The following is a 19,928-nucleotide window of genomic DNA, read 5'->3' on the forward strand; positions in this document are numbered from 1 at the left end:
TCCTTTGCCGATTGGCATAATTTTAAATTGTTTATGGTCGAGACTTTCGGTACAATTAATTCATTAACTAATAAGAGGTGCGTACATGAAAAACATATATCTTGCTGGTCCATTCTTTAGTGATGAACAGATCTCTCGTATTGCCAAGGTTGAAAAAGCATTAGAAATAAACAAAACTGCTGGACAGGTATTCAGTCCACGTCTATCAGACGAAAATGATAACAGCATAAACGAAGGATCTCCAGAATGGGCAAAAGCAATATTTACAAAAGATGTTACCGAAATTGACAAAGCAGACGTAATTGTCGCCATCGCTGACTTTGAAAATCAAAATATTGATAGCGGAACTGCTTTTGAAATTGGCTATGCATACCATTCTAATAAGCCAATAATTCTATTGCAAGAGCTTGATGAACAATTAAATTTAATGATCAGTCAAGCTACAGATTACTACACTAAATCAGTAAAAGATATAGAATTATACGATTTCAATCTGTTGCCATCCAACGAATATACTGGTAAAGCGTTCTAAAAAAAATCCTAGCCAATTAAACAGGCTAGGATTTTTTTAATACTTAACTAACGACAAAATGTCATAATTCGTCAATTTGTCTCGGCCCTTAAGGTCGGTCAATTCAATAATGAACGCAGTCCCTACAATAATTCCGCCTAGTTTTTCCACCATTTCAATCGTGGCGGATATGGTCCCACCTGTTGCGAGTAAATCATCCGTTACTAATACACGCTGCCCAGGTTTGATGGCTGCTTTTTGTAACTGAAGTTCTGCAGTCCCATATTCCAAACTATACGATGCGCTAACTGTCTCGTTAGGTAGCTTTCCCTTCTTACGTGCTGGAGCAAATCCTACTCCAAGTTTATACGCAACTGGGCACCCAACAATAAATCCACGCGCCTCAGGGCCAACGATCATTTCAACATTGCGCTCAAGTGCGTAATCTACAATTCGGTTAGTAGCTTCTTCATAAGCCTGACCATCGGCCATTAATGGTGATATATCCCGAAACACTATCCCCTTTTCAGGATAGTCGGGTATACTTCCGATATAGTCTTTTAAGTTTAAAGTCATATATTAAGTTCTCCTTTAATCACTAGTAATACAATCAAGAACCCATTTTCTCAGATCTGTTGAATTACTATAAATTAATACTTTTTCTGATTCAATTAATTGTTGCCGATTATTAAATGCTGTAGATGTTTTCAAATCAACGTTTGATGGATTGTCCACCCCGTTTAAAACACCATCATCTATTTTAACAAATCCAACCTCGAAAAACATCTGAATCATAAAAATCAGTTTATTTCGATTAATCTTTAAAAAGCTACTTAACGTGTCTAATTGAGTTCTTAAGTTGACATCATGGTGAGTATTAACAAACTTGTACAGTTTTCCTAATTCTTGACGCGTTGGCATACCATTCAGATATGCATCATCGTTTTGGTATAGCAACAACCGAATATTTGATGGTTTACCACCTTGTTTAAACAAATCTCTAAATGCATCTAAATCAGGAGGACAATCAACCACTGTGACTTCAAGGTTATTTAATTGACCAGACTGTATTTCTTTAGCATCGATCAACTGAATATTTAAATTCATTTGAGATAGTTGTTTAATCACTGTGTGATTAAAACAAACATACGTAGAATCACGTTCAAATAACTTAATTGATAAGTGATTAGTTCGCTCATCAATAACTGGAATTCCACTAATTTTTACATCTTTAACCATTAATTGAATGTTTGTGTTACCGTGCCATTCATTTTCGTCTAACGTGCCAGCAATTTTTACATTATCATTATCCACCAATAATGGAGCTAATTCGCCCTTATTAAAGGCGATGGCAGATAGTTTTGTTTCCGAGCCATCTAATGACAATTTCAGGTGCGAATTGTCTTTGCCAATTTGTTTAATATTGTCTAATTTAAATTTAGTAATCGAAAAAATGGGCCGTGCATTACCGGTACCAAAAGGTGCTAATTTTTCAATTTCATTATATAAGTCAAGATTAGCTTCATCAGGAGTCAATTCTGATGTGATTTGCAATGATTGCTTTGGTAAATCGCTTAGTCTTTGGTCGGTTGCGGATTGATCAAGACAACCTCGCAGTTCATTAATCATATCGGTTTTAACCGTTAATCCTACAGCCATTTTATGTCCGCCAAAGGCCTCTGTTAATTCTCGGTGACCATCTATTGCTTTGAAGAGATCAAATCCTTCAATACTTCGGCCTGATCCTTTAGCCAATCCGGTCTTCTCATCAATGCCAACAACAATCGTCGGCTTGCCAAGTTGCTCCACAATTCGACTAGCAACTATGCCCAGAACTCCAGTATGCCAACCATTACCTGCAATCAGTAACGCTTCTCTACTATTGTTTTCATCACTTTTTGCTTGCTCTAGTGCTTGAGAACTAATCTCTGCAACTAAATTTTGACGATCTTTATTTGTTGCGTCAATCTCAGTAGCTAATGAAACTGCTTCTTCATCATCTAAACAAGTTAGCAACTCAACGCCGGGTCTAGCACTACCCATTCTACCAATTGCATTTAAGCGTGGGGCAATGCCAAACCCAATATTAGTCTCATCCAGTGTTTGTTCATTTAACCCAGCAATCTTAACTAATTCATGAATTCCTGGTCGCATTCCCATTCTTAACTGTTGAATACCATAAGTAATCAGAACACGATTTTCATCAGTTACTGACACTAAATCAGCAATTTCACCAATTGCAACTAGGTCCAATAATTCGGTCGGAAACTCTTCTAATAACGCCCAGGCAACCTTAAAGGCAACTCCAACACCAGATAAGTCACCAAAGGGATAATCCGCACCAGGATATCTTGGATGAACTATGGCATACGCATCTGGTAATTTTTCGGGTAATTCATGATGATCAGTCACAATCACGTCAACATTTTTTTTATCTGCAACATCAATCGCATCGTTTCCTGCAACACCGTTATCAACCGTTACGATTAATTCTGTGCCATTATCTATTAATCGATTAAAAACATCTGTATTCGGTCCGTAACCGTCCTTAAAACGATCTGGAATATAATAATCAACGTTTGCCCCAATTGTCAACAAGGTTTCGTACATCAAAGAAGTGCTGGTTAACCCATCAGCATCATAATCACCGTATACTGTTATCTGTTGTCCCTGCTCAATTGCAGACTGTATCCGTTCAACGGTTTTTTTCATGTCATGCATCAAAAAAGGATCATAACACTGATCCAATTTAGGGTGCAAAAATTTGTCGACAGCATCATCCGTTTTATAACCCCGACCAACCAATATTTTGGCTGTCACAGGCGATACATTAAATTTAGATGCAACTTCATCAATTGTAGCTTCATCTTCACTATCAACATGATTCCACTCATAATTAGCATTCAGCAATTACAGTCCCACCGTTCTTTGAAATATGTAGTCAGAGAATCCAATCGATCCTCTTTAAAGTCATTTTTTAAAGGCAAAAAAGTTTTTGATGACCCAATCGCCAATGCCAGGAAACAATTGATATCCAATCGCTACAGCTGAAAAATATCTTGGAATATTTATTTCACGAGTATTATACCCAATATGATTCCAAATTCGTTGAGCAATGACAGCCGGATGAAGCATGAATACACTAGGTAAATGTGATAAGTACGTCCCCTTAGGATCTGCCTTATCAAAGAAATTGGTCTCAACTGGTCCCGGGTTAACAGTTAAAACTTGAATCCCATAGTCAGCTAATTCCATTCTCAAAACATTGCTAAAATTGATGACTGCAGCCTTGGTAGCTGAATAAACACTACTATTGGGAGTTGGAATTTTCCCGGCGACCGAGCCTAAGTTAACAATTGCACCGTAACCTTGATTGATCATTTGCTTTGCAACAGACCTGCTAAGATACATTAATGCTAAAATATTAACCTTAACCATCTGTTCCATCGTTTGTTCAGATTCATTAACGACGGCCTGCATGTCTCCAAATCCAGCCGAATTAACCAATACATCAATGCTACCAACTTCATGGCTGACAGTTCTTAATACATTATCAATTTGGTCTGGATCAGATACGTCAAGCTTATAAGCGAAAGCTGGACGACCGGATAAAATCAAACAATGCTTTGCAACCACATTTAATTTATCAATATTTCGAGCACACAAAATTAAAATTGCACCACGTTTAGCGGCTTCATAAGCTGTAGCTTCGCCTATCCCACTTGACGCACCGGTTACCAACACGATTTTATTTTTAAGTGATCTTAATGTCCTTAACCTTTTTTCCATGTTTTCACTCCTAGCCCTTAAATGGTACATCAATGACATCTAAATCATTAACAACCCGAGTATTTGCAAAAATATCTTTAACTTGATAAGCGAGTTCATAGGCTGCTTTACCAGTATAACGTGCCGATATATGAGTCAATAATAGTTTTTTGGCCCCCGCTTTTTGTGCGACCTGTGCCGCTTGGACGCTGGTTGAGTGATAGTAATTCCTAGCCATTCGGCCCTCGCCCTTAGCAAAGGTACTTTCGTGCACCAAAACGTCTGCATTTTCAGCAAGCTTCACACTAGCATTAGACTTGCGTGTATCGCCTAATATAGTAACCACTCTTCCCTGCTGAGGCTTGCCGATATAATCTTTTCCATCAATTGACGTGCCATCTTCTAAATTGACAGTTTTACCCGCCTTCAGCTGACCGTAAATTGGACCCGAGGGAATATTCAGTGCTTTCAATTTATCAACTTGAAGCTCACCTGGATGATCATGTTCAACAATTCTGTATCCAAAACACTCGATTTTGTGGTCTAACTTCTCACAGCTTACAGTAAAGGTCTTATCGTTGAAAATAACACCACCATCTGTTAACTCAACAAATTTTAGTGGGTAACCTAATTTTGTTTCGCTAACCTTTAGGCTGATTTTGACAAAATCCTCAATACCTTTAGGTCCATATATTGTCAGTGGCCCATTACCACCCTGGTGTGACCTAGAGCTTAGTAACCCAGGTAAGCCAAATATATGATCTCCGTGAAGATGAGTAATAAAGATTTTTTCAATTTTCCGAGGTCTAATAGTTGTTTTAAGAACTTGATGCTGTGTGGCCTCGCCAACATCAAACATCCATATTGCATTGCGCTCCTCTAATAGCTTTAGTGCAGTACTTGTCACATTACGCTGTTTACTTGGAGAACCTGCCCCTGTACCTAAAAATTCAATTTGCATAATATCAATGTTCCTTACTTACAATGAATTGTATCATTTGCTTAATCAGCATATACTATTTTTATTAATCAAAACGGAGAATTAAAGATGCAGTTAAATGACTTCCTTTTATCAACTTGCAATTTAGATGACGATCTAACCATGTTTGTATCTATCGACAAGAAAATCAAACCAATAACAGAATTAAAGTACCAACAGCAACACTTAATACTGATGAGCACAAATAAACCCACACTTAAATTAAATCAATTTAGAGCTCGCGTAAGTCAATTAAATCTTACCGATGCCATTTACTTTGCTTCGACAAGCTATCCACTGTTTGGATACAGGCTCCAATCTAATCAAATAATTCTAAGTTAATTATTCAACAAATTCAAAAGTAAATTTTTGAATCTGGACAGTATCACCATTCTTAGCACCAGCCGCTCTCAATGCTTCGTCAACACCCATTGTGCGCATTTGGCGGGCAAATCTCATTAAACTTTCATCATGCTGAAGATCAGTCATTTCAAACAACCGTTCCAGCTTTTCACCAGTGAGGACCCAGAGGCCTTCTTCATCGTGTGAAATTTCAAATGGTGCCTTCTCGTATTCATCGAACTTGTAACTAGTTTCCAAATCTTCAGGACGTTCACTTTCAAATGATGGTGTCTCATCAAGTAAGTTTGCTGCCTTCTGCATTAAATCGTCCACACCCTGATGAGTGATTGCAGAAATTGGAAAAATCTCAGGTGTTTCATCTAAAGTATCATCATTTTCTAGTTGTTTTTTAAAGACACTCATATTATCACTTGAGCTGGGCAAATCCATTTTAGTTGCGACAACGATTTGTGGCCGTTTTAAAAGCTCAGGATCATATCTTTCAAGTTCATGATTAATGGCCTTATACCTATCAATGGCTTGGTTTTCATCTTCACTGCTCATGTCAACTAGGTGCAATAAAACCCTAGTACGTTCAATATGCCGTAAAAACTGTAACCCAAGTCCGACACCGTTTGAGGCACCTTCGATTAACCCAGGCATATCAGCCATGGCAAAATCTCGCCCATCATCTAGACGAACCATACCCAAATTAGGAACCAATGTTGTAAATTCATATGCTGCAATCTTGGGCTTTGCCCCTGTGACAACTGACAATAAGGTTGACTTACCAACTGACGGAAAACCAACAAGGCCAACATCTGCTAGCATTTTTAATTCTAACTGAAGGTCTCGATCCTCTCCAGGCTCGCCATTTTCTGCAATTTCAGGTGCTGGATTTTTTGGACTAGCAAACCGAATGTTGCCACGGCCGCCTCGGCCACCTGCTGCAACTACTAACTCGTCTCCCTGGTTAATCAAATCACCCATAATCTCACCAGTATGCAAATCCTTAACGGTGGTTCCTTGGGGAACTTTAACAACCGTGTCTTCGGCTCCTCGTCCGGTCATTTGCTTAATCATACCTTTGCCACCGTTTGCGGCCTTAAAAATTCGATGGTACCTAAAATCCATTAAGGTTCTCAAACCCTCATCAACTTTAAGAATGATGCTGCCTCCACGACCGCCATCACCTCCAGCAGGTCCGCCGTTTGGAACAAACTTTTCACGACGAAAAGCTACCATCCCATCGCCGCCTTTGCCAGCGTGTACTTGAATTTTAATTTGATCTACAAACATTTTATTTCTCCGTTTTCTGTGTCATAAAGGTTAATTATAGATTATTTTAACCTATCCGTCAAAATTAATCGTGACTGCTGCCCTTTGCTACATCAGCATTTTTTTGTAATGATACTTTTATCAATTGTGCAGTTGGACGAGAAATTCCCAGGTCGTGGATATCATCAATTGAAGCTTGTGAGATCTTTGTAATTGAACCAAATTCACGCAACAATTTATTTCTTGTCTTAGGACCAACACCCGAAATTTCATCCAATCTTGAACTAAGCGAATGTTTAGTGTGCACTTGTCGATGAAATGTTATTGCAAATCGGTGCACCTCATCTTGGATCCTCTGAACGAGGTAAAATCCTTGGCTTTTTGGATCCAAATTAATATGTTCGTCGTCATCGCCAAACAATAAATCAGCAGTTTTGTGATGTTCATTCTTAACCATGCCAACCACAGGAATATTTAAAGATAACTCATCCTCTAATATTTCTTTAACTGCATTCATTTGAATCTGTCCACCATCCATAAAAATCATATCAGGCATTGGCTTATGTTCTTTTAATAATCGTGAATAGCGTCTTCTGATTACTTCTTTAGTACTAGCCGTTTCATCAGCATGGTCAACCGTTGTCAATTTGTACTTGCGGTACAACTTTTTATTTGGCTGACCATCAGTAAACACTACCATCGCAGATACTAAATCCGCACCCTGTATATGAGAATGGTCAAATGCTTCTATTTTGTGCCCCTCTGGGAGCCCAAGGGCATCAGTAAGTTCCTTCATTGCCCCCGTTGTCTTTTGTTCATCCATTTCAAGAAGTCTAAATTTTTCTTCCAAAACAAGGCGAGCATTCTTTTCAGCTAACGTCATTAATTCCCTTTTTTCGCCACGCTTAGGAGTTCTAACGGGGATTCCTAAAATTTCGCTGATTTCTTTAGCCGGCAATCCAGATGGCACCAGAACTTCCTTTGGTAAAACATTATTTTTGCGATTGTAGAACTGCATAATAAAACTTGTCATTTCCTCAGTTGCATCTTCCACAACTGGAAACAATCTCTTTTCTCGTTTCATCAGCCTTGCTTGTCGAATAAAAAAGACTTGAATTGAAAGCCAGCCCTTATCCATATAAAAATTGAATAGATCTCTCGGGGTCTTATCATTAAAAATAATTTTCTGTTTTTCCACAGTAACTTCGATATAGTGCAATTGATCCCGAAGCTCGGCCGCTCTTTCATACTGCATATCTCTGGCAGCATCCTGCATTTCTGATGTTAGTTTTTTCTTAATTGCAGCTGTATTTCCATTCAAAAAGGATTTAATTCTGTGAATTTGCTGAGCATATTCTTCCTTAGGCACTTCTTTAAAACATGCTCCTAAACATTGACCCATATGATAATATAGGCAAGGTCTCCCCTGGTATCCATTGCACCGCCTTAACGGAAACACTTTTTGAATAAAGTGCATTGTTTCTTCGGCAGCGTACACGTTCGGATATGGGCCAAAATAATCGGCACCATCTTTTTTTATGTCTCCAGTGATTACAATCTGTGGATCTCGTTCGTTAGTAATTTTAATATATGGGTATCCGGTTCCCTTTTTGAGTCTAATATTAAAATACGGTTGATGCTTTTGAATTAACGTAATTTCCAGCAAAAAAGACTCTTTATTTGTCGAAGTAACAATCGTCTCAAAATCAGCGATTTCGCTGACTAATTTTGCTGTTTTACCTTCGTGACTGCTTTTAAAATAAGATCTAACTCGATTTCTGAGGTTCTTAGCCTTGCCAACATATATAATTTGACTGTTAATATTTTTCATCAAATAACAGCCAGGCAATGGCGGCAGTAACGACAATTTATGTTCCAAGTACTCGCTTGCCAATTGCTAACCCTCCGTTCATTTTGCTGAATACAATTATATGGCATCATGTATTTGAAAGCAAAAAAGCGGCCCACCAATTATCTGGTGGACCAATATAAATTATTATGCCTGTAATATTTTTTCTAGAAAATCCTTAGCACGATCAGTCTTTGGATGACTAAAGAATGTATCCGGATCAGCAGATTCTTGAATGTAACCATCCGCCATAAACCAAATTTTGTTTGCAACACTTTTAGCAAACCCCATTTCATGAGTCACAACAACCATTGTCATGCCCTCTTCTGCTAAATCTTGCATTACTTTCAAGACTTCTCCAACCATCTCTGGATCAAGCGCACTGGTTGGTTCATCAAATAGCATTACTTCAGGACTCATAGCTAAGGCACGGGCAATTGCCACACGTTGTTGTTGGCCACCAGACAGGCTAGTTGGATAGACATCAGCTTTTTCAAGAAGTCCAACCCGTTCTAGCAGATGCTTAGCCGTCTTAGTAGCCTCCTCGTCTGACATGTTTTTAACTTTTTTGGGTGCTAATTTGAGGTTTTCTAGCACAGTCATGTTAGGAAATAGATTAAAACTTTGAAATACCATCCCCATCTTTTCGCGTAATCCATTAATGTGTTTTTCATCTAGGGTTGTCAGGTCTGTCCCTTCAAACAAAACCTTACCACTCGTAGGCTGTTCCAAAAGGTTCAGGCAACGCAAAAATGTTGATTTACCGGCACCAGACGGTCCAACGACACAAATGACCTCTCCTGATTTAACTTCTTCTGTAATATCCTTCAAGACAATTGTATCATCATATTTTTTTTGAAGCTTTTTGATTTCAATCACTGCTGAATCTGACATTTATGTTCCTCCTTGTTTCTCCGATCGTTATCTAATACTGCCCATTATACTAAGGTTTGTTTGTTTATGCAAGAGATTTTACTTTTTTACCCAATTTATACATAATTATTGATAAATTAGCACTTTAAAATGAATAGTTTTACAAAAAAAGCAAATCATGCTAGCATGGTATCAATTAAAATATTCGATGTCGAAAGGAATGATTATTCATGGGTCTTATTGTTCGCCGTAACGAAAACTTGGAGCGTATGTTTGATGCCTTTGCTGTTGATCCAAAAAAGAAAGCACCTAAACAACCTGATAATGATAAAAAAAATGAGAATTCTGATAAAAAGAAATCTGATAAACAGGAAAAGAAATGAAAATACAGGGTACTGGCAAGCCATTATTGTCAGTTCCCTGTATTTTTTTATTAAATAACTAAATTAGATTAGCTTTTATATCCATGCGGATAACGCTTATTTAGAACTTCAATATTGTTTTTAGCAATTTCATCAAATGGAATATCTGCCCATTCAGCAACTTGAGACAAATACCATAAAACATCACCCATTTCGTGAATCAACTGGTCTTTGCTTAATTTTTGACCTCGAAACGTATAATTTTTAACAATATCAACAACTTGCCCAGATTCTGAAGCTAAACCCAAGGCACAGTTAGTTAAGACTTGTTCGTTACCGTACAGTGTTCTTTTCGCTGCTGCCTGATATTCGTTGAATTCCATTTTAATTTGTTCCTCCGATCTTTTTTTCTATCCATTGCCAAACTTCGTCTTTACCAAGTTTAGTTTGTGCTGAGAACAATAGTAATTCATCGTCTGCATTCATATTAAGAGTTTTCCTAATCAAGCTGGTTTCTCGATTACGTACTGCAGGTTTAATTTTATCGATCTTTGTCGCAACAATCAATGTTGGAATATGATAATATCGAAGCCACTGATACATAGATACATCATCATCTGTCGGTGCGTGACGTCCATCTACAAGTTGAATTACACCACGAAGTTGGTCTCTTTGAGTCAAATATTCTTCAATCATCACACCAAATTTTTCGCGTTCTTTCTTGGAAACTTTAGCATAACCATATCCTGGCACATCAACAAAATACAATTGTTTCTCAACCTCATAAAAGTTCAGCGTTCTTGTCTTGCCTGGTTGACTTGATGTTCTCGCATAACTCTTTCGGTTGATTAATACATTAGTTAATGAAGACTTGCCAACATTTGAACGACCAACCAAGCCAATTTCTGGATACCCCGTTGTTGGATATTGGCTTGCAGCCACTGCACTCATCACCAGTTCGACTTCCTGTACTTCCATAAAATCCTCCATCGTTCCATAAGCTTATTAATAAAAGAGGCCCATTTGCACAGCAACAGGCCTCTTTAATTCGTTTATTACGAAGCTTTTTGATCCTTCAAAACATATTCGGGCTCAGTATGCTTAGTAACGTTGTTCTTATTGATAACAACTTTTGCAACATCTTTACGATTTGGCAAATCATACATAACATCACGCATCACGTCTTCTATAATAGAACGCAATCCACGAGCACCTGTATTTCTCTTAATAGCCAATTGTGCCATTGCAATCAATGCACCATGGGTAAATTCAAGTTCTGAATCATCCAAACTGATCAGCTTTTGATACTGCTTAACCAAAGCATTTTTTGGCTCGGTTAATATACGAACTAAATCGTGTTCATCTAACTTTTGTAATGCTGTAAGAATAGGTAGACGACCAATAAATTCAGGGATTAAGCCGAATGAGAGCAGATCCTCTGGCACCACATGCTGAAGGACGTTCTTCTCAGTTACTTGATCAATCTCACGTGAATTTGTACCAAATCCGATGGTCTTGTCACCAAGACGATCCTTTACAATCGTCTCAATTCCATCAAAAGCTCCACCAACAATGAATAGAATATTCTTCGTATTAATTTGAATAAATTCTTGTTGAGGATGCTTGCGACCACCCTGAGGTGGAACGTTTGCAATTGTACCTTCTAGAATTTTAAGTAACGCTTGTTGGACACCCTCACCTGAAACATCCCTAGTAATTGAAACGTTTTCGCTCTTTTTGGCAATTTTATCAATTTCGTCAATGTAGATTATACCCTTCTCGGCACGCTCTACATCATAATCAGCCGACTGCAATAGTTTAAGGATGATATTTTCAACATCCTCACCAACATAACCTGCTTCAGTCAATGTTGTTGCGTCAGCGATAGCAAACGGAACATTTAAAATTTTAGCCAACGATTGCGCTAAATAGGTTTTTCCTGAACCGGTAGGTCCAATTAAGCTAATGTTACTCTTCTGAAGTTCAGTATCATCATCGCTACTGTTTGTCATAGCATTAACGCGCTTGTAGTGGTTATATACAGCGACTGACAAGGTTTTCTTGGCATCCTCTTGGCCGATAACATAATCATCTAATTTAGTAACAATTTCTGCAGGTGTTGGCACGTCAAGTAATGACTGAGCCGCATCTTCTGCGATTTCTTCATCAATGATCTCTTTACAAAGATCAATACATTCATTACAAATGTATACCCCAGGGCCAGCCACTATTTTTTTTACCTGATCCTGAGACTTGCCACAAAAGGAGCAATTAACCGAATCCATACCATTGGTATCTTCAAACATCTACTGTGACCTCCTAAATAGTTATGTCGCCATCATAACAGAATGTCTTAATAATTACGAATAATTAACTTTCATTTTACTTTAACGGTTTAAAAAAATGTTCAATCACCAGGATTGAACATTTCAAAAACTCAGTCAAACTCGATATTATTCGGCGTCATCCTTTGCTTTGCTCTTCTTAGCAGTTTTCTCTTGCTTTGCAGAATCACGGACAAGGTCAACAGCCTTACGAATTGCAATATCATGTGACAACATGTCAGGTGACAATGCCTTAGAGACTTCCTCTTCTTTCATGCTATACTGTGAAGCTAAATCTTTAATTTCAGCATCGATATCTTCCTTAGCTGGCTTGATATCTTCTGCTTCAACAATAGCTTCAAGAACAAGGTTAGTCTTCACACGGTTTTCTGCATCAGCAGCAAATTGCTTCTGAAGATCTTCTTGCTTTGTACCTGTGATTTGGAAATACATCTCAGGACTAATTCCTTGTTGTTGCATGTTAGCCAAGTACTGTTGCATTTGACGATTAGTATCATCATCCAACATTGCTTGAGGAATTTCCTTGATTTCTGCATTATCGACAGCCTCTGAAATCGCAGCTTCTTCGATGGCTTCCTTTGCATCGTGCTCTTTACGTTCTTTTAATTGTTCTTTTGTCTTAGCCTTTAATTCTTCAAGTGAGTCAACATCTTCGTCAACATCCTTGGCAAATTCATCATCTAGGGCTGGCAATTCTTTTGCTTTTACTTCATGAAGCTTAACTGCAAAGACAGCTTCTTTACCAGCAAGTTCCTTAGCTTGATAATCTTCTGGGAAAGTGACCTTAACGTCAACATCCTCACCGGCCTTGTGTCCAACCAATTGTTCTTCAAAACCAGGAATAAATGAGTTTGATCCCAATTCAAGTGAATGGTTATCTGCGCTACCGCCATCAAACTTTTCACCGTCAACAGTACCCACATAATCAATAACCACTGTGTCGCCATTTTCAGCAGCTTTATCCTCTTTCAAGACAAGTTCTGCTTGTTGTTGACGCTTGTTTTCAAGTTCAGCATCGATATCTTTAACAAGAACACGAGTACTTTGCTTTGGAACAGTTAAGCCCCTATATTCGCCTAACTTAACGTCTGGCTTAACAGTAACTACGGCTTTTAATACCCATGGTTGTTCTTTTTCCATACTGTCAACATCTAATTGAGGTTGATCAACTGGTTCAATCCCTGCTTCTTTAATTGCTGCCTCATAAGCTTCGGGTAAAACAATATTTAGAGCATCTTGGTACAAAGCTTCTTCACCATACATACGGTTGAAGATTTGCCGTGGAATATGGCCCTTACGGAAGCCCGGAACAGTCAGTGTCTTTTTGGCTTTGTCAAAAGCCTGATCAATTCCTTTTTTAATAGTGTCGACATCAATATCAAATGTCAAGGTTCCTTTGTTGGTATCGCCATCGCGTTCCCATTTTGCTGACATTTCATTTCCTCCATAACAATTACATTTTAAAATAGTGCCTTATGCATACTTAACCAGTTTAACGTAAGCAAGCCTAATTGTAAACATTTTGAATAAAGTAATTTAGATAATAAAAAAGCCTGACAGACAGCGTCCATCAAGCTTTTAATTAAAACTAATTAGAAATTAGTCGTCGATTTCTGAAACCACACCGGCACCAACCGTGTGACCACCTTCACGAACAGTAAACTTAAGACCCTTTTCAATGGCAACAGGGTTGATCAGTTCAACTGTAAATGTAACGTTGTCACCTGGCATAACCATTTCAACGCCTTCTGGTAATTCAATAACACCAGTAACGTCAGTGGTATGGAAGTAGAATTGTGGGCGATAGTTTGAGAAGAATGGGGTATGACGTCCACCTTCCTCTTTTGTAAGGATATAAACTTCACCCTTGAACTTCTTGTGAGTGTGAATTGAACCTGGGGCAGCCAAAACTTGGCCACGTTCAACTTGGTCACGACTGATACCACGTAGTAAGGCACCAACGTTGTCACCAGCTTCACCAAGATCAAGAGTCTTACGGAACATTTCAAGACCAGTAATAGTAGTCTTCAAAACTTCATCCTTAAGACCAACGATTTCAACTTCGTCACCAACTTTAATTTGGCCACGATCGATACGACCTGATGCAACAGTACCACGACCAGTGATCGTAAATACGTCTTCAACAGGCATCAAGAAAGGCTTGTCTGTATCACGTTGTGGTGTTGGGATATATTCATCAACAACATCCATTAAGTGTAAGATAACCTTTTCTTGTTCTGGATCGCCTTCCAAAGCTTTAAGAGCTGAACCACGAATAACTGGAATATCATCACCAGGAAAATCGTATTCAGAAAGCAATTCACGAACTTCCATTTCAACAAGATCAACCAATTCGTCATCATCAACTAAATCAGTCTTGTTTAAGAAGACAACGATATAGTCAACACCAACTTGGCGAGCAAGCAAAATGTGTTCACGAGTTTGTGGCATAGGACCATCAGTTGCGGCAACAACCAAGATAGCACCATCCATTTGTGCGGCACCAGTGATCATGTTCTTAACGTAGTCAGCATGTCCTGGGGCATCAATATGTGCATAGTGACGCTTTTCCGTTTCATATTCAACGTGGGCAGTGTTGATGGTGATACCACGTTCCTTTTCTTCGGGCGCAGCATCGATATCAGCATAATCTTCAGCCTTTGCCAAACCTTTAGCTGCTAATACCTTTGTGATAGCAGCAGTTAAAGTAGTCTTCCCATGGTCAACGTGGCCAATAGTACCAATGTTTACATGGGGCTTTGTACGTTCATAATGTTCTTTTTCTGCCATTGAATGAAACCCTCCTGTTATTTTGCAAGAATAATGTCAGCCCTCAGGCAGATGACTGACACACCTTTGAAATTATTATACTACTTCCTCTTGATAAATCAAAGCCTACCAAAAGGCGCTTCAAGAAGAATCCTAAACTATTATATATACTGACCCCTTATTTGTAAACAATTATTTATCAAGAATATATATTTTAATCTAGATTATGGTTTTTACTCTATTTATTATCAATTATGACACTAAATTCTCAATAATTTCGTTAATCTTTTTCTGCCATTCTTCAACTGAGTGATACTTACTATCAATCACATCTCCATGATACTTTTGAATCATCACGTCAATCCAATCATGATAATTTGGCATAATAGATTGGCTTAACGGGTAACTGATCATCATTCCCAGTTTAAATTCCGAACTAATCATTGAAAAAGCAAGTGGATCAGAATTGCCAACTTTTTCATCAAGATAATTCATTACTTTTTTATAAAAGTTTTGATCCTCTAGTCGATCTAAAACTGATAAATTCACTGTATGCTCCTTATTGTCTATCCAATAAAATTTAATTGGACCCGTTTCATTCAACTCTAATAGTGACTGCAACAGGCTTGATCTAATTAATGGATGTGTGAAAGGATCCCTCAATAAAAATTTTACACCGGTTAAATATTGTGGCAATGGTAATTGCTCGGCCATTTCAACTCTTCTTTTTTGTTCAATAAAAACTTCATCGCCCAAATGATAAAATTGACGAAAAATTTCTTGGTTTGTTTTAGATAGGTTTTCAGAAATATCATTTTCATACTTTTCTATAACGGTGTTAGCAGATTTTCGCCATTCTATCTGATCAGTCATTAAAGAAAATTGGTGAGCTTTGATAACGTGCCGACTTTCAAGACACACGTTAACCATTAATTTATAAAGCTTTAGTGAGTTTAAATACTGCGTCATGTTATCAATAGCGTAGTCGTAAGCTGACTTATATTGATGATCCATGTACAAAGATTCAACCAATAAAAAATTTATGTCATCTTGCATACATTCTTCATACAAAGATTCTAGTAAAGACGATGCATTATTCCATTTTTGCTTTTCGATCAATACTTTTGCTTCACTCAATTTTTTAACTTGCTCTTGTGTAAGTTGTTCAGACATTTTATCACCTCTTAGATGTAACGAAGAGTGCAATGACGTATTTTAATTATCCATCATTACACTCTTTGTTTGCTTATTCATTGCTATCTTTTTCTTTGCTATCTTTAGAAACTTTTTTCTTCTTGTTACTCTTTCGAGCATGCTGATTAACTTCCATGATAACAGGTAAAATAACTGGGTGTCGTTTAGTTTGTTCAAACAAGAATCTATTAAGTTTATCTCTAACGTCTTGTTTTAAATGTCCCCAGTCAAATTCCTTATTATCTAAATTATCCTGAACTGTTTCTTCAACCAGCTTAGCGCTCTGATTCATTAATTCACGATTTGTCTTAACAAACACAAATCCTCTAGAAGTTATCTTAGGATGTGCAACAATCTTTTTTTTGCGTCTATCAATTGTCACAACAACAACAAAAATACCATCTTCGGCGAGTACCCTGCGGTCTCTTAGTACAATATTACCGATATCCCCAACACCGATACCGTCAATCATTGTATCACCAACATCAACTTTATCACCAATTCTCATTTGTTCGCCATCAAAAGCAACGATATCACCTTTGGCTGTAATAAAAGTATGATCCTTTGGAACACCAACTTCTTGAGCCAATTGTGCATGCCTATTTAAAAGACGATATTCTCCTTGAACAGGAATAAAGTATTCTGGTTTCATGAAATTCAACATTAACTGTAAATCATTTTGACTTGCGTGCCCTGATGATTGAAGATCATCAGAAATTGCCTTAACTTCGGCCCCCGAGCGATAAATCATGTCACGAGTCTTCTGCACTTCAGTTTCCATGGCGTGCGATGGTGTTGTCGTAATGAATACTAAATCAGACTCATTAAGCTTAATGTTTTTATCTTCACCATTTGCCATTCGTTGTAGCGATTTAATTGGCTCACCCATTTTACCGGTTTCTAAAATCACAACTTGACTCGGATCCATTTTTTTAGCATCTGACATACTAATCAACAAGTCTTCATCAGGCAGTGTAAGTTTACCAAGTGCCAAGGCCGTTTTAACGATTTTTTCTAAATCGTGCCCGGATAAAACCACTTTTCGTTCCACTGCAGCTGCAGCATTAAAAATCTGTTGAACACGCATAATGTTAGATGCAACACTGGCAACAATGATTCGTTGGTCAGTGTATTTAAAGGTTTCTAATATATATGCAGCAATGTTCTTTTCTTTTTCACTTTGACCGGCATTCTCAGCGCCTGCAGAATCACTAAGCAGTGCCAACACACCCTGAGATCCAATTTCTGCCAACCTAGCTAAGTCGGTCTGATATCCTTTTGCGGCCGTTTGATCGAACTTGAAATCACCTGTGTATACGATATTTCCAGATTTAGTTGCCAGTACCACACCCATTGACTCCGGAATGGAATGCGTCGTCTTAAAGAATGATACTGTCACATCGTCAAAGTCAATTTCAGTATCAGCGTCAACAATGTGAAAATCATCATACTTTTTGCTCTCGCTATTGGCATTTACAGACAATTTTGCCAACGCAATCGTCATTTCAGACCCGAACACCGGCACCTTAAACTCGTCAACAAAATAAGGCAGTGCCCCAATTGCATCAGCATGGCCGTGCGTTAGAAATACTCCAACAATTCTGTCGGCATTTTCTCGTAAATAGTCCCAGTCTGGAATCACAACATCGATTCCCAGAAGTTCATTTTCAGGATACTTCAATCCACAATCTAAAATGAAAATTTGATTATCGACTTCGACGGCATACATATTTTTCCCGTTTTCTCTAACTCCACCAAACGGAATAATATTAATATTACTCATTATGTCACCCTTGAATCTTTCTATATTTTTAAATGTCTAAAATCTTAAATAATTTTGCTTGTTCATCTGTATCGAGGGGTAAGATTGGTAAACGACAACCACCGACTTCATAACCAACATGGTTTAAGGCTGCCTTAACTGGTGATGGAGAAGGGTACATAAACAAAGCATTCATTTTGGGTGTCAGTACACGTTGGATCGCAGCAGCACCCTTCCAGTCTCCCTTATCAACATCAGCATACATTTCGCTAATTTCAGAGCCAAAAATATGACTGGCAACTGAGATTACTCCGGCTCCACCAATTTCTTTAGTGGCCAAGGCTAAGTTATCTTCTCCGGAATAAACCAAAAATCCATTAGCACAATTTTCAACTAGTGCAGCCAAATCATCAACGTTTGTACATTGCTTAACGGCAAATATATTGTCGTGATGGCTTAATTCTATTACAGTATCTACGGACATAGTAACACCTGTACGACCTGGAATATTGTACATGATAATCGGCAATGGACTTGCATCTGCTACGGCCTTAAAGTGCGCTAGCATACCCTTTTGATTTGGCTTGTTATAGTATGGTACAACCACCAATGCAGCATCGATTCCATCAATAGCACTGACTTCTTTTGTAAAATCAATTGTTTCTTTTGTGTTGTTGGAACCCGTACCAACAATCATTGGCACCCGGCTGTTAATAATTTCAGCACTGCGCGTATACAGCTCAATTTTTTCATCGTGCGTCAACGTGGGTGTTTCACCAGTTGTGCCACCAACGACAAATCCTTTTGATCCAGTATCAATAAGATGATCAATTAATTTTTCAAGACGTCCAAAATCGACCTGCTCCTCATCATTAAATGGTGTTACAATTGCCGTCATTAAATCTGCATTTTCGAATGTCATTCATCTTACCCCTTTAATTCATTCAATTAATATTTAAACCGATTAGACATTGTCATTATCTTACTACAAATGCTTTACATTGTGAATTAAGATAACCGCCTTTGTATCAATATCACTTATGTAAAAAAATAGAATCGCAACAATTGTTGCGACTCTAAAATTAAGATTAACGACGTAATCCTAACTTTTGGATCAATTCACGGTAACTTTGAACATCATTCTTACGTAAGTAAGCTAATAAGTTACGACGATGACCAATCTTCTTCATCAGTCCACGTTGTGAATGAAAATCCTTCTTGTGAACACGCAAATGTTCGTTAAGTTCGTTAATGTCAGCTGTTAAAACAGCAACTTGAACTTCTGTTGAACCTGTATCGCCATCATGACGAGCGTATTCCTTAATAATTTCGTTCTTGCGTTCTTTTGAAATTGCCATAAGTAATTTCCCACCTTTCAAATTTTTGCACCTAGTTCTAAGTAAGACGTCGGTGAGGATCGTCAAACTGAGAAGAGGTCAATCAATCAGCATACTGATCAATCCATAATAATATACTAGACATTCAATCAAAAAGCAAGGTAATACGGATAACACAATTTTTTTTGGAAGTTATTCCTGATAAAGTTGCATTATAGCCAATTCATATTGTATAATGGCTGATGTTGAAAATTTCAGGTCAGATATGATCATTAATTCGCGGAGGTGAAATCATGCCAATCATCAAATCAGCTATCGAACGTGTTCGCGTTAACGAAAAAGCACAAGCACGTAACGCTTCACAACTAAGCACAATGCGTACAGCTGTTAAGAATTTTGAAAAAGGAAAGACTGCCGGTGCAGACAACCTTGAAGAATTATTTAACAACGCTTTATCTGCTATTGATCGCGCACATTCAAAGGGCTTGATCAAAGCTAACAAGGCTGCTCGTGACAAGTCACGTTTAGCCGCACGTTACGCTAAATAAACGTATTTTAA

At 38.0% G+C, this 19,928-nt stretch carries 19 protein-coding genes; 3 read left to right on the top strand and 16 right to left on the bottom strand.

Going from position 1 to position 19,928, the window contains the following annotated elements; all coding sequences use genetic code 11:
• The first annotated feature begins 85 nt into the window (after positions 1–85).
• The gene (locus FD16_RS04240; RefSeq protein ID WP_033385941.1) at positions 86–532 is read left to right on the top strand and encodes a nucleoside 2-deoxyribosyltransferase; all 447 of its coding nucleotides are present in this window, start codon (positions 86–88) and stop codon (positions 530–532) included.
• Positions 533–568: 36 nt separating this feature from the next.
• Here the strand turns inward: FD16_RS04240 and FD16_RS04245 are convergent, their stop codons facing one another.
• From FD16_RS04245 to FD16_RS04280, 7 genes are all read right to left on the bottom strand, one after another.
• The gene (locus FD16_RS04245) at positions 569–1,087 is read right to left on the bottom strand and encodes an adenine phosphoribosyltransferase (protein ID WP_010622362.1); all 519 of its coding nucleotides are present in this window, start codon (positions 1,085–1,087) and stop codon (positions 569–571) included.
• A 15-nt stretch (positions 1,088–1,102) separates the two neighbouring features.
• The gene (gene recJ, locus FD16_RS04250) at positions 1,103–3,421 is read right to left on the bottom strand and encodes a single-stranded-DNA-specific exonuclease RecJ (RefSeq protein ID WP_010622363.1); all 2,319 of its coding nucleotides are present in this window, start codon (positions 3,419–3,421) and stop codon (positions 1,103–1,105) included.
• A gap of 60 nt (positions 3,422–3,481) precedes the next feature.
• A complete protein-coding gene (locus tag FD16_RS04255) occupies positions 3,482–4,300 on the bottom strand; it encodes an SDR family NAD(P)-dependent oxidoreductase (RefSeq protein WP_010622364.1) in 819 nt (272 codons plus the stop codon).
• A 10-nt stretch (positions 4,301–4,310) separates the two neighbouring features.
• Positions 4,311–5,240 carry a ribonuclease Z gene (gene rnz, locus FD16_RS04260; RefSeq protein WP_010622365.1) on the bottom strand — a complete coding sequence of 310 codons (930 nt, stop codon included), beginning with the start codon at positions 5,238–5,240 and terminating at the stop codon, positions 4,311–4,313.
• Positions 5,241–5,600: 360 nt separating this feature from the next.
• Positions 5,601–6,899: a GTPase ObgE gene (gene obgE / locus FD16_RS04270; RefSeq protein WP_010622367.1), complete on the bottom strand. Its 1,299-nt coding sequence runs from the start codon at positions 6,897–6,899 to the stop codon at positions 5,601–5,603.
• A gap of 64 nt (positions 6,900–6,963) precedes the next feature.
• On the bottom strand, positions 6,964–8,772 hold the full coding sequence (uvrC, locus tag FD16_RS04275; protein WP_010622368.1) for an excinuclease ABC subunit UvrC: 1,809 nt from the start codon (positions 8,770–8,772) through the stop codon (positions 6,964–6,966).
• A 102-nt stretch (positions 8,773–8,874) separates the two neighbouring features.
• Positions 8,875–9,621: an amino acid ABC transporter ATP-binding protein gene (locus FD16_RS04280; RefSeq protein ID WP_029508387.1), complete on the bottom strand. Its 747-nt coding sequence runs from the start codon at positions 9,619–9,621 to the stop codon at positions 8,875–8,877.
• Positions 9,622–9,830: 209 nt separating this feature from the next.
• Here FD16_RS04280 and FD16_RS13010 point away from each other — a divergent pair, with 209 nt between their 5' ends.
• Positions 9,831–9,983, top strand: coding sequence for an SPJ_0845 family protein (locus FD16_RS13010; protein ID WP_164478688.1), 153 nt, complete (start codon positions 9,831–9,833; stop codon positions 9,981–9,983).
• A 68-nt stretch (positions 9,984–10,051) separates the two neighbouring features.
• Here FD16_RS13010 and FD16_RS04285 read toward each other — a convergent pair whose 3' ends face one another.
• From FD16_RS04285 to rpsO, 9 genes are all read right to left on the bottom strand, one after another.
• Entirely contained in the window at positions 10,052–10,345 is a 294-nt protein-coding gene (locus tag FD16_RS04285; protein WP_010622370.1) for a nucleoside triphosphate pyrophosphohydrolase family protein, read from the bottom strand.
• Position 10,346: 1 nt separating this feature from the next.
• Positions 10,347–10,940, bottom strand: a complete 594-nt coding sequence (gene yihA / locus FD16_RS04290) for a ribosome biogenesis GTP-binding protein YihA/YsxC (RefSeq protein WP_010622371.1) — start codon at positions 10,938–10,940, stop codon at positions 10,347–10,349.
• A gap of 77 nt (positions 10,941–11,017) precedes the next feature.
• Positions 11,018–12,268: an ATP-dependent Clp protease ATP-binding subunit ClpX gene (gene clpX, locus FD16_RS04295; protein WP_010622372.1), complete on the bottom strand. Its 1,251-nt coding sequence runs from the start codon at positions 12,266–12,268 to the stop codon at positions 11,018–11,020.
• 147 nt (positions 12,269–12,415) lie between these two features.
• Positions 12,416–13,741, bottom strand: coding sequence for a trigger factor (gene tig, locus FD16_RS04300; protein WP_010622373.1), 1,326 nt, complete (start codon positions 13,739–13,741; stop codon positions 12,416–12,418).
• 165 nt (positions 13,742–13,906) lie between these two features.
• Positions 13,907–15,097 carry an elongation factor Tu gene (tuf, locus tag FD16_RS04305; protein WP_010622374.1) on the bottom strand — a complete coding sequence of 397 codons (1,191 nt, stop codon included), beginning with the start codon at positions 15,095–15,097 and terminating at the stop codon, positions 13,907–13,909.
• A gap of 231 nt (positions 15,098–15,328) precedes the next feature.
• Positions 15,329–16,249 (bottom strand): hypothetical protein, encoded by a 921-nt coding sequence (locus FD16_RS04310; RefSeq protein ID WP_010622375.1) that lies wholly within the window; start codon positions 16,247–16,249, stop codon positions 15,329–15,331.
• 73 nt (positions 16,250–16,322) lie between these two features.
• Complete coding sequence (locus FD16_RS04315) at positions 16,323–18,053, bottom strand: ribonuclease J (RefSeq protein WP_010622376.1); 1,731 nt, start codon at positions 18,051–18,053, stop codon at positions 16,323–16,325.
• A gap of 28 nt (positions 18,054–18,081) precedes the next feature.
• Entirely contained in the window at positions 18,082–18,954 is an 873-nt protein-coding gene (dapA, locus tag FD16_RS04320) for a 4-hydroxy-tetrahydrodipicolinate synthase (protein WP_010622377.1), read from the bottom strand.
• A 166-nt stretch (positions 18,955–19,120) separates the two neighbouring features.
• The gene (rpsO, locus tag FD16_RS04325) at positions 19,121–19,390 is read right to left on the bottom strand and encodes a 30S ribosomal protein S15 (RefSeq protein WP_010622378.1); all 270 of its coding nucleotides are present in this window, start codon (positions 19,388–19,390) and stop codon (positions 19,121–19,123) included.
• Positions 19,391–19,662: 272 nt separating this feature from the next.
• On the opposite strand from rpsO, the gene rpsT reads away from it, so the two are divergent.
• The gene (rpsT, locus tag FD16_RS04330) at positions 19,663–19,917 is read left to right on the top strand and encodes a 30S ribosomal protein S20 (protein WP_010622379.1); all 255 of its coding nucleotides are present in this window, start codon (positions 19,663–19,665) and stop codon (positions 19,915–19,917) included.
• Positions 19,918–19,928: the final 11 nt, after the last annotated feature.

Source organism: Paucilactobacillus suebicus DSM 5007 = KCTC 3549, assembly GCF_001434475.1.
GTDB classification, from domain to species: domain Bacteria; phylum Bacillota; class Bacilli; order Lactobacillales; family Lactobacillaceae; genus Paucilactobacillus; species Paucilactobacillus suebicus.